Origin of the sequence: uncultured Lacinutrix sp., assembly GCF_947500605.1 — a bacterium.
Classification (GTDB): Bacteria; Bacteroidota; Bacteroidia; order Flavobacteriales; family Flavobacteriaceae; genus Lacinutrix.
Map to the genome: position 1 here is coordinate 1 of NZ_CANMSJ010000033.1, position 260 is coordinate 260.

Below are 260 nucleotides of genomic sequence, written 5' to 3' on the forward strand. Positions count from 1 at the left end.
GGTACTGTTGCTGTGCCGGCTCCTTCATCAACTGTTACATCTCCGATAGTAACTGTTACTGAATCGTTATCTGTAATCGTTACCGTTCCGCTTGGATCCGTGTTTGTTGTGTTACCACTTGTTACTGTTCCATCAACGGTAAAGTCTTCTGGTGTTTCACTTATAGTATCATCTGTTATTGGAATAATAACATCTACACTTGTTGCTCCGGCTGGAATAACTACTGTTGTTGTTGTCTCAGTATAATCTGATGTGCCAGC

General features: G+C 41.5%; 1 protein-coding gene. It reads right to left on the reverse strand.

The annotated features are described in order from the left end of the window. On the reverse strand, positions 1-260 hold a 260-nt coding region (locus Q0935_RS15855; RefSeq protein ID WP_299388346.1), incomplete at both ends, for a Calx-beta domain-containing protein.